Consider the following 1,931-nt stretch of genomic DNA (forward strand, 5'->3'; position numbering starts at 1 on the left):
GATCAAGGGGTTCAACAAGCTGGAGCTGGTCGTGAACAACGTCCAGTTCAAGGATGGCGAACCCTTGACCGATCAGTCAGACAGGACTGCCGCCTGACCGGCCATACACAGAATTTGACAATAACTCGGGGCGTGTTTGAACAGCAGGTAATCCTGGCTGCGCAGTGGCTTGCCTTCGAACGTTATATCCACGCCCCGCTTCAACTGCCCCCACAACGGCCCTCTGGAAATGCCATGCCGATCCAATTTATCCACATCCAGGGCGGCCTCCACGTTGCGCTCGGTGAACGTATAGGCGTAACACGGCACGCGATGGGAAAGCGCACACGTTTCCACCGCTATGTTCTCAAATTCGATGCTGGGCAGGTCATCGGCGCAGATGAATTCCAGCGCGAAGGGCAGGCAGAGTTGGGTGACCGCACAGGTGGCTTCCAACCAGGTTTGGATACCCTTGGGTGCCACAAGGGTCAGCGGCGCCGTGCGCCCACCCATGGCCGCACTGGCCAGAATGCCCGGCAGCCCGTAGCAGTGGTCGCCGTGCACATGGGTAATCAAAATGGCCTTCAGCGAATGAAACGACAGCTTGGTGTGCAACACCTGATGCTGCGTGCCCTCTCCACAATCGATCAGGTACCAACCCTTGCCTTTGCTTTCACGCAAAGCGACGCCAGAGACGTTTCTTGTTTTGGTTGGGACTCCGGCGGAGGTGCCGAGGAAGAGTAGGTTCATGGTGTTGCTCAGGTAGGTAGCGGTGACGCATATCGTCCACTTGAGGACGAGTGGGTGCCATTATTATGGTTTATTATCTTGCTCTGCGGCATATTGAGCGTAAAGCAAATCAGCAAAATCTGACTCATCAATGGCTCCGATCACCAGATCTTTGACTGCGTCAGCAAATAACTCATTATCAGCAGTAAGCTCAAAATCATTAAGAGACAAATATTCCAAGCCGACTGCTAAACCAGTGCGCTTGTTTGCATCAGACAAAGAGTGGGAAAGAGCAATGGAAGCTACATATTTTGCCGCAATCTCGAAAACGTCATCCAGGCCAGAGTATGCAATAGCATTGTCTACTCAGCCTAAAGCGCCTTGAAGCTTTTTTATATCGGCAGCTCCCTTCATTCCTGGCTCATGCTCCAGGATGAAGACATTTATCTCCACAACACGCTCGAAAGGAAAGTAAATAAGGTTCATCACATATCAGCTAGCTTTTTGAAAGTCTGCTTATGCGTTCTGAGGACCAATTTCGTTTCAGACTTGACGATCTGCTGCCCAGACTCACCAGAGAGGTCAAGCTGCTTGCTAGCAACAATTCTGGGACGTTTAACAGCCTTAACGCCATACACTTCAATCTTTGTGTTCATGAGCACCTCCGAACAATTGACTCAGATTATACACCTGACCCCGCATAAAAAAAGCGACGCCCTACCCTGCACCCGCTCTGCTCTACCGCTTTGAAATCCCAGACGCGTCACAGCGTCATCACAGCCCATGACGCACCACAGAACCGCAGAAAGGGGATGAGCGCAATCCGCGGCTGAGCGCACTGGTCAGAATGCGCGGCTTTGGAATGGAGGCGCAACCGCAATGAAAAAGGCGTCGCATGACTGGCTTTGTTAGGACACTTCGGCACGCCGCTGAAAATTAAGACTTTCTTGCATCAAAGCCCAAAAACAGCATGTCCAACGCTGCAGAGATTTCGTCCTGCTGCTCAGCAAGGTTACCAACACAAGAACGCAATTCGCCCTTGGGTACAGCCGCCATGTATTGAGTGGCTATGACGAAATCCTGACCTTCAATACTAGGCTCTTCGACGTTGGGTGTGGAATTCGCCCCCTGAGCTGGGCCAGAATATGACCTCCACAGCGGCAGGAGGTATGACATGGACGGCACCCAGATTCTAACACTCGGCCTGGGCTTGGAAGCGCCCT

The 1,931-nt window shown here is 52.4% G+C and carries 3 protein-coding genes; all 3 read right to left on the bottom strand.

The features are described 5' to 3' along the window. Window positions 1–72: 72 nt before the first annotated feature. A complete protein-coding gene (locus L1249_RS17305; protein ID WP_228169121.1) occupies window positions 73–729 on the bottom strand; it encodes an MBL fold metallo-hydrolase in 657 nt (218 codons plus the stop codon). A gap of 63 nt (window positions 730–792) precedes the next feature. Further along, the gene (locus tag L1249_RS17310; protein ID WP_349636846.1) at window positions 793–1,062 is read right to left on the bottom strand and encodes a type II toxin-antitoxin system death-on-curing family toxin; all 270 of its coding nucleotides are present in this window, start codon (window positions 1,060–1,062) and stop codon (window positions 793–795) included. A 582-nt stretch (window positions 1,063–1,644) separates the two neighbouring features. Continuing rightward, window positions 1,645–1,931, bottom strand: a 287-nt coding sequence (locus L1249_RS17315; protein WP_235253802.1) for a CcdB family protein, incomplete at its 5' end; no start/stop codon positions are given.

Origin of the sequence: Halomonas sp. Cn5-12 (genome assembly GCF_021532545.1) — a bacterium.
GTDB classification, from domain to species: domain Bacteria; phylum Pseudomonadota; class Gammaproteobacteria; order Pseudomonadales; family Halomonadaceae; genus Vreelandella; species Vreelandella aquamarina.